An 8542-nucleotide genomic window follows, 5' to 3' on the forward strand; every position below is an offset into this window, starting at 1 on the left:
CCAGGAAGCGTGGGAGTGGCTGTACGACGGACGCATAGCCACGAGGAAAGCCCTCCTGCGCGCCGAGCCCTGCACGGTGACAGTCACCCAGGCCAGCACCCGCATCACATGGACAATCCGGCCCGTGATCTTCCTGCCCCTGGCACACCGTCAAGGCAGCGAACTCCCATCCTGCACGCAGGACTTCAAACCGCAGACGGCACCTCAGGCGCCCCACACGCCCGACTGAGTTACAACCTTCTTTACAGGTTCAAGGCGGCTCGCTCCGCTCCCCGCGCGCGGCCCGGCCCCCGGCCGGCCCTGCGCTCCTGTCTCCGCCCCGCTCCAGCCCGGCCGATGCCCGTGCCGCGCGCAGAGCAACGAGCCGATGGCTACGAGTCGAGTGCCGCACGGGGGTAGCAACGGTCAGAACGATGCCTCCGGCGGGGGATCGGCCGGCACCGGGAGGAGGGGGCGCCGTTTCCGGCTTCGGGTGTGCAGTGGCGTGCGCGGGGTGCTCCCATCCCGTCCGCCGTCGACCCAGGCAGAGCCGAGCAGACGCGGCCCATGACGTCCAGGTCGTTCGTACAGTGGCGCGCTCCACCTGGACGCCATGAACCACGTCCGCTCCACGGTGTGTGGGTCGACGGCGGACGGGATGGGAACAGGGGAGGTATGGGTAGCGGTAGGTAGCGCCTATCGGTAAAGAAGCGCCGTAGCCAGCTGATCTGGCTTACCCTCTTAGGAGTCGAAACTCGGCAGTACGGGCGCGAAGACCTTGCGGCTGGGGCGCATCGAGGTCGACCATTTGCGACATTTTCACATATTGAAATTCGGGGGAATTCCTATGACGCCGGAACAAGAGCTACGCGGCCTGATCTCGGACTGGCGCAAACAAGTCGACCAACTGCCGATTTGGTCGACGGGTGAGGAGCGCCTGCATGCACTTATGTCGCAAGCCCTCAGCGTGAAAGCAAGCTTCGCACGGAACAGGGTTGACTTTCCAGAATTTTCATGGGACATGTTGCTGGATTTTCTGATTTCGTGGCACTTTAAGCATCCGATTGGTGGCGAACCTTGCTATGAAGAGGATGTATCAAATGCCGTGAAGGCCGCTTTGGAGGCGACACGCCTCGAATCGCTTGATGCCGCCCTTCGTGCGCAGGCCTATAGGGTTAGAAAGACTGGCGGCACAAAATTTAGGGTCTCGTATAAGTGGGATATGGGTCTTGAAGTTGCCGACTTGTATCTTGAGCGACAGGCCGTGCCTGGGAATCGCGAAGAGCCCGCACAGAAAGAAGTAGAATGGGCCTCGAAGCAATCTCGCGAAAGGCTCAATGCGTTTCTCCCTCCGGATGACGTCATCATTTCCGCGATGGAGCGGACTCGTCGAGCAGTTCAATCATGGCGCGCGGTTCACCAAGACCCTCCATTGTCGAATGACACTGACCTTGGTGACGGTCTAAACGTCGGAATAATGGCTGAAGTCCTAGCTGCGCTCATGGCAATGGCGGAGCTAGGCGAGATGGCACACTCATCAGCGCGCGTGCGTGGCGCGACCCTTCAACACAGCACGGAAGAGGCGATCGTCGAGTGGCTGGCACGCCTGTGTGGGAGCATGCCGCGAGAGCTCGCTATACAGGCCATACATCGACTCATGGCCGGCCCCGGCAAGTCGATGAGAACGGCAATTCTAATCCCCAATAATGGACTCATTACGGTCCTTCCGCTCGTAATGTTCCCTCGTGCCATTGATGCAATCGTTCTGCGAACTGCTGCATCGGATCCAGCGCGCTATGGCCCTATTGGAAAACGTCAAGGCGAGCGAGCTAAAGTGTGGGGTCGTTGGCTGAGGAAAATTCCCGGCGTTAAAGTCACCGAGGGCACGAAAGTGCGGAATTTGAAGGGGCAGACTGTAGGTAACCTTGACGTAGTGGCGTTCGATCCAGTGTCGCGTAAGGGCCTTATCCTGGAAATCAAATGGCCTATCGATGCCCTTACGCTTACTGAAACCGCCAAGACGGATCAAACTATTGTGCTTGCGAGCGCGCAGCTAGGGAAGGTCAGGAGTTCGCTCGTAGCTGGTGATGTGCGAGCTAAACTGCCGCCTGACTGGCCAGCCTTTAATGAGATCGAGTGGGCGTGGGGAGTCGGCATGCCGCAGCAGCTGACGCCTCGGCCTATGCCGGAGCCGGACATGTTTGCTACGTCTTTTCGGTATGTTTCAGATCTCAGCCCCGTCAACTCGCTGACTGAATTGATCGCGCTGCTCAAAAATCCTATAGTGCCCGAACTGAATAGGCATTACCAAATTCGAAATGTCACGATTCCCCTACAGGGGCGATACTCCGTTCGCGTTGAGCGGCTAGAATGCAAAGAAATTTACTGGAGCCCAGCGGTGGAGGCAAAAAGCGGCTGAATTCGGCCCACCCTTTCGATCGGCGGCAGAGCGTGCGGATGCTTCTTGGAACAGCCCTCATTGTCGTCACCACGTACCGGCCACACATAGGCCGTACGTGCACGGCGACCAGCGATATGCAACGGCCAGGACAAGGGCTCGTCCAGATAGGCGCCCCCCTCGGCCAAGGGGCCGCCTGCGTGTCCCGGGATCTCCAGCACCCGAGGATCATGACACGAAGCACGGACACTCCTGCCTCGATGCCTTCGACAGGATGCACCACAAGCGCACCAGAACGAGCGGGGAACAGCGGGGAACCACAGTGAAAGCAGCCGAGTCCGACAGGGCCGCTCCCTCAGCGTTCGTCCAGGTCAGAGCCCGGACTGGCCGTAAAAGCTCGCAGCTTCCCAAGCTGAGAGCGCGAGTTCGATTCTCGTCACCCGCTCCATGTTTAAGGCCCAGGTCATAGACCTGGGCCTTGTTGGTAGACGAGAGCTTTGGTATGCGCCTCAGGCGACGGTGTACTCGGCGTCCCCGAAGTCTGCGACTACGCGCAGTCGACCGCCGAGCGCTTCCACGTAGGCCCGGAGGGTCGCGACCTCCGCGCGATCCAGTTCACCGTGCTCGATCGCGGAGACCCGAGGTGCTGAGACCCCCATCGACTCGGCAACTTGGCGCTGAGTCAACGCCTGTTCACGCCTGACCTCCGCAAGCTTGTGAGCACGCACTTCGGCGGTCAGCCGGTCCATGGCCGCTTGCTTCTCCTGAGGCGACCGCACTGACAGCCCCGAGGCCGCACGCCGCTCGCGCGCCCTGCGCTTGGTCTCCTCCCAGCTCACGGTGCTCATTCGTACTCCCTGGTTTCAAGATCGGCCAGATGTGCCCGGTACCGCTCCTCAGCAAGCGGAATGTTGCTGTCATACCAGCGCTGCCAGTTGCCGGCCTTGTCGCCAGCCACCAGCAACACTGCCCGGCGCACCGGATCGAAGGCGAAGAGAATGCGGATCTCGCTGCTCCCGGATGAGCCCGGTCTCAACTCCTTCAGGTGGTGGTTCTCGGCACCCTTGATCCGGTCGACCAGCGGACGGCCGAGCGTCGGCCCTGTGACCGCCAGCATGTCGATAGCGTCTTCTACCTGTTCAGCGCTGTCCCAGTCATCTTCGGCCAGGGCCTCGAACCACGCCGCGACCTCCCCGACAAGGACCACTTCCCATTGAGCCACGAGCCTCATGTTAATGCAAGTGTTAACCTCTCAGCGGTGACCAGACGACGTGCGGCACACCTGGGTAGGCCACCCAGCAGGCATAGGCGTTCACCGGGAGGGCCATCGGTTACGGTCGCGTGTCGACGGGGCCGAGGGGGGACCACAAGCGCACCCGCGAGGCCGCAGCCCAACCGTTCGCCCAGGTCAGCGCCCCACCCGCCCCCAAATGCCCGCAGCTTCCCAAGCTGAGAGCGCGAGTTCGATTCTCGTCACCCGCTCCATGATGAAACCCCAGGCCAGTGGCCTGGGGTTTGTGATGTACCGAAGAATGTCCAGCAAGTTCCGGCCCGTCAGGCGCACGAAGATCGGGCACGCGGAGGGCACGGGTTCGTGCTCACCCGCACGGGCGCGGCCGATGCGGTCCCCTCCGCCCTGTGGGGGGAAACACTGTGGGCGGCGGCCGCGGACGGCACTGTCACGGCCACGGAGGTGCGGTCGGGCACCACGATCAGGTCGTTCCGGGTGGCCGGCAGCGGTTGCGGGTGGGCGCCTTCCAGACGGTGGGACGCTGGGTGTACTGGTCCGGCTCGTGCGACTCTCCCCGGGGCGGCGTGCGGAAGGCCGTCGCGTACGACACCCGCAGGAAGACGCTCGTCGCCGTGCCCACCAGCACAGAGGCGCGCCTGGGCGACGGCTTCCTGGTCACGCGTGACTCCGCATCCGGAGCGCTGACCCTCACGGACGTCACGAGCGGCTCCGCGGTGAGCCGGACCCTGGCGGCCACGGCCGGACGGTGGGACGTCGATCCGTATACCGGCCTGGTCGGCTACGTGGAGCCGGCCTCCCAGGACATCCACATCGTGCGCAGTGGCGTCCCCGCCACGGACATCGCGGTCCTGGGAGCGAGGACAGAACCCTCGGTCGGCCTGGTGGACCCGTCGTCCTCGTGGCACGGCACGTGGTGGCTGTCGAAGTCGGCCGCGTCGTGGACGCTGGTGCTCAGGAACAAGGCGACCGGGGCCACCGCGCGCACGCTGTCCGGTGGCGCCGCGCACGACGTGGTCCACGCGTCCTGGAACGGCAGGACGTCGACGGGCGCGTATGTGCCGAACGGCACGTACACCTGGACGCTGACGGTGGCCCCGGCCGACCGGCACGGTGCGTCGGCGACGGCGTCCGGCACGCTGAAACTGACCGGTGGCGCCGCTGTGAGACGCGACCATGTCGGCTCCGACGGCATCGGTGACCTGCTCACGCTCACCTCCAAGGGGGCGCTCTCCTTCCATCGGGGCGACGGCGCCGGGAAGTTCTCGACGAAGACCTCGGCTTCGGGATGGCCGGCCTCGATCACGGCGGTGCCGTTCGGAGACCTGAACGGTGACCGCTGCGACGACGTGCTCGTGCGGTTCAGCAGCGGTGCGCTGCGGGCGTACCGCCCGGGGTGCGGCAAGGCCCTGACGACATCCACGGCGTACACCACGCTGGGAACGTCGGGCTGGAACCAGTACAACGTGCTGACCTCACCGGGCGACCTCACCGGTGACGGGTACGGAGACCTGCTGGCGCAGGACACGTCGCCCAGGCCGACGGCAGGTGGATCGTCGTTCGCGGGTTGGAATCCGGAGGATGTGGCACCCGGCTGGTGGCGGCCGGACCCGCGAACCACGTCCCCGTAAGGCCATGACGGTTCGGCAATGAGCCGCTGGGCCGCACGAGGCCGGTACGGCCCGCCGGCCCGGTTGCCGTCGCGGGGCTGCCCGGCGACATACCGGTGCCGCCGGTCCCAGCCCGGCGGGACGTTCACCGCGTGGCAACGGCTGTGAGGGGCCCGGGACGTCTCGCCTGACCCGCCGGAACGTCCCCCTGTGGCTTTCGTCCCCCTGTCCGGACCCCGCGCGCTCGTCGGTATCCCGTCCGTCCTCGATGACGGCAGTGGTCGCGTGCGGACCGTCGCAGCACTGCGACAATACTGCACTCACGGAAGTCAATATCTGTTGTCGCGGTGTAAGAAATCAACGCGGCGCACGACAAATATTCCTGCGGCCACAGGCGGTGCGGAATTATTCACCGCGCAGGCCCGACTCCGGCGTGCTACTGTCGTCCTCGGTTGCAGGTGTGGTTGCCAGAAGGTTTTTCCGACGGCCGATCATCACGGCGACACGGAATACGCACAGGGCGTTTTCCTGACACCGTCCCCCGAAGGAGAAACAAAATGGCCACCGGCACTGTGAAGTGGTTCAACGCGGAAAAGGGCTTCGGCTTCATCGAGCAGGACGGCGGCGGCGCCGACGTCTTCGCCCACTACTCGAACATCGCCAGCCAGGGCTTCCGCGAGTTGCAGGAAGGCCAGAAGGTGTCGTTCGACATCGCGCAGGGCCAGAAGGGCCCGACGGCCGAGAACATCGTTCCCGCCTGACACACCGGCACTGCCGCATACGTCGCAGCTGGGGCCCGCACCTTGGGGTGCGGGCCCCAGCTCGCTTCATTCCCGGGTCATTCGACCCGTCGTTTTTCGGCCCGTTCTCGCGATTCTCTGCGCCGCTCATTCTGCTGCGGAATTTCCTTGATACGTGCCCGCATCGAGGAAGGTTCCGCATGAACCGCACACGTACCACTCGCGCACGCACCGATCGCCCGTCCGACCGCTTCGGAGGACGAGCCGCCGCGGGCCGCTCCGGCGTACCAGGCCGCTCCGGCGTGCCGCGCCGCTCCGGCGGTTACGGAACCCGACAGCCGGCGCGGGCCGACTTCGCCCTGCCGAAGACGGTCACGCCCGCGTTGCCCGCCGTCGAGACGTTCGCCGATCTCGCCATGCCGTCGCCGTTGCTGGCCACGCTCGGCCGGGAAGGCGTGACCGTGCCGTTCCCGATCCAGGCGGCGACCTTGCCGAACTCCCTGGCCGGCCGTGACGTGCTCGGTCGCGGCCGCACCGGATCGGGCAAGACCCTTGCCTTCGGCCTGGCGGTACTGGCCCGTACCGCGGGCCGCCGCGCCGAGCCGCGCCGGCCACTGGCCCTGATCCTCGTCCCCACCCGGGAGCTGGCCCAGCAGGTCACCGACGCGCTCGCCCCCTACGCCCGCGCCGTCAGCCTGCGGCTCGCCACCGTCGTCGGCGGAATGTCCGTCGGCAGGCAGTCCGGTGTGCTGCGGGCCGGCGCCGAGGTGGTCGTCGCGACGCCCGGTCGGCTCAAGGACCTCATCGACCGGGGCGACTGCCGGCTCGACGACGTCGGCACCACGGTTCTCGACGAGGCCGACCAGATGACCGACATGGGCTTCATGCCCCAGGTCACCGCCCTGCTCGACCAGGTGCGTCCCGAGGGCCAGCGGCTGTTGTTCTCGGCCACCCTGGACCGCAACGTCGACCTGCTGGTCCGCCGCTACCTGACCGACCCGGTGGTTCACTCCGTTGACCCGTCGGCCGGTGCCGTCACCACGATGGAGCACCACGTCCTCCATGTGCACGACGCGGACAAGCACCGCACGACCACCGAGATCGCGGCCCGAAACGGCCGGGTCATCATGTTCCTGGACACCAAGCACGCCGTGGACCGGCTGACCAAGCACCTGCTGAACAGCGGTGTCCGCGCCGCGGCCCTGCACGGTGGCCGGTCCCAGCCGCAGCGCACCCGGACCCTGGCGCAGTTCAAGGACGGTCACGTCACCGTCCTGGTCGCCACCGACGTCGCGGCCCGCGGCATCCACATCGACAGCCTCGACCTCGTCGTCAACGTGGATCCGCCCAGCGACCCCAAGGACTACCTGCACCGTGGCGGCCGTACGGCCCGCGCCGGGCAGTCCGGCAGCGTCGTCACCCTCGTGACCCCCCGACAGCGCCGCGACATGACCCGGCTGATGACTTCGGCCGGCATCACCCCGCGCATCACCCCGGTCCGCCCGGGCGAGGCGGAGCTGAGCCGCATCACGGGTGCCCAGGCACCCTCCGGTGTCCCCGTGGTCATCACCGCGCCCGTCGTGGAACGCCCCCGCCGCACCTCTTCGCCGTCCGGGGACCGCCGGGGCCGCACCGGTCGGGGCCGCCCCGCCGGCGCGGGGATGAGCCGCAGGGCACAGCGGCGGCCCGGCCACGACGCGGCTGCGTAGGCCCACGCGGACCCGGGAGCCCCCGGGGCCGCACAGGCCCATCAGGCCGACCAGGCCGACCAGCCCTCACCGAAGGAGACACCCTTGACGCCGACGCGGACGCAGTACGGCAGGACCCCCGCCCCCGGGGCCGACGGCAGCGAAGGGCACGGGCCTCGGGTATGTGACGACATGACCGTCGAGGTGGCTCTGGCCGTCATGGCGGGTGCCCGGGTCGAGTACCTGACCGTGTGTGACGCGGACGACGAGGGCACGGACCTGATCACCCTGGTCCGGCTCGCCGTTCTCCGCGACAGTCCCGCGTACACGGACCGGATCCGGCTGCGGGACGTCCTCGACGGATCGCTGCCCCTGCCCGCCGCCCGCCCCGGCGGCGTCGGTGAGTACGGCCGGGTTACGGGCGTCCTCGCCCTCTCGCGCTGATACGCCACGCCCCGGCGCGAACCGGTTCTCCTTCCCTCCGGCTTCTGCCCTGTGAGGCGTCATGCGCTGTGTCATCGCCCGGTACCCGTTCGGCCTGGCCAGGGGCGGGGTGCCGGCCTCGATGACGGGCGTCGGGCCCGAACTCGTCACGGGTGAGTCCGTGACCACCGTCCGCCGCCGCTACCCCGTCAAGCAGCTGGGCCAGGTCATCACGCGACAAGACCGCCGGTCACCGCCGACGAAGTCAGGCGGGCCATGACGCTCCTCGGCTTCACCTGCCAGGGCCGCCCCAAGGCCGTGGGCGTGGGCGGTCCCACTTCGCTGCGGACCGCGTCGGCGATGCTCGGCGGCACGCGTCCCGTGGAGGTGTGAGGACGGGCGGGACACCGCCTTCAGGATCCCGGTGGGGGGCCCTCCGCAAAGCACCGACAGGA

General features: G+C 66.7%; 7 protein-coding genes and 2 pseudogenes. 7 read left to right on the forward strand and 2 right to left on the reverse strand.

Features of this window, described 5'->3' with window-relative positions; translation table 11 throughout:
- Positions 1–229: pseudogene (locus AC27LF_RS45035) on the forward strand (hypothetical protein); the annotation flags it as partial.
- A 597-nt stretch (positions 230–826) separates the two neighbouring features.
- On the forward strand, positions 827–2398 hold the full coding sequence (locus tag AC27LF_RS45040; RefSeq protein WP_479662046.1) for a hypothetical protein: 1572 nt from the start codon (positions 827–829) through the stop codon (positions 2396–2398).
- 488 nt (positions 2399–2886) lie between these two features.
- Here AC27LF_RS45040 and AC27LF_RS45045 read toward each other — a convergent pair whose 3' ends face one another.
- A complete protein-coding gene (locus AC27LF_RS45045) occupies positions 2887–3225 on the reverse strand; it encodes an XRE family transcriptional regulator (protein WP_479662045.1) in 339 nt (112 codons plus the stop codon).
- Complete coding sequence (locus AC27LF_RS45050) at positions 3222–3599, reverse strand: type II toxin-antitoxin system RelE/ParE family toxin (protein ID WP_479665093.1); 378 nt, start codon at positions 3597–3599, stop codon at positions 3222–3224. The genes AC27LF_RS45045 and AC27LF_RS45050 overlap by 4 nt, the downstream gene beginning before the upstream one ends.
- Positions 3600–4240: 641 nt before the next feature.
- Here AC27LF_RS45050 and AC27LF_RS45055 point away from each other — a divergent pair.
- The 5 genes and pseudogenes from AC27LF_RS45055 to AC27LF_RS45075 all read left to right on the forward strand — a co-directional run bounded on the left by AC27LF_RS45055 (position 4241) and on the right by AC27LF_RS45075 (position 8480).
- Entirely contained in the window at positions 4241–5257 is a 1017-nt protein-coding gene (locus AC27LF_RS45055) for an FG-GAP repeat domain-containing protein (RefSeq protein ID WP_479665094.1), read from the forward strand.
- Positions 5258–5793: 536 nt separating this feature from the next.
- Positions 5794–5997: a cold-shock protein gene (locus AC27LF_RS45060; RefSeq protein WP_280913670.1), complete on the forward strand. Its 204-nt coding sequence runs from the start codon at positions 5794–5796 to the stop codon at positions 5995–5997.
- A 179-nt stretch (positions 5998–6176) separates the two neighbouring features.
- Positions 6177–7685: a DEAD/DEAH box helicase gene (locus AC27LF_RS45065; protein ID WP_479662042.1), complete on the forward strand. Its 1509-nt coding sequence runs from the start codon at positions 6177–6179 to the stop codon at positions 7683–7685.
- A gap of 171 nt (positions 7686–7856) precedes the next feature.
- The gene (locus AC27LF_RS45070) at positions 7857–8108 is read left to right on the forward strand and encodes a CBS domain-containing protein (protein WP_479662041.1); all 252 of its coding nucleotides are present in this window, start codon (positions 7857–7859) and stop codon (positions 8106–8108) included.
- A gap of 61 nt (positions 8109–8169) precedes the next feature.
- Positions 8170–8480: pseudogene (locus AC27LF_RS45075) on the forward strand (SCO5918 family protein).
- Positions 8481–8542 lie beyond the last annotated feature (62 nt).

This window comes from Streptomyces diversicolor, assembly GCF_057537855.1.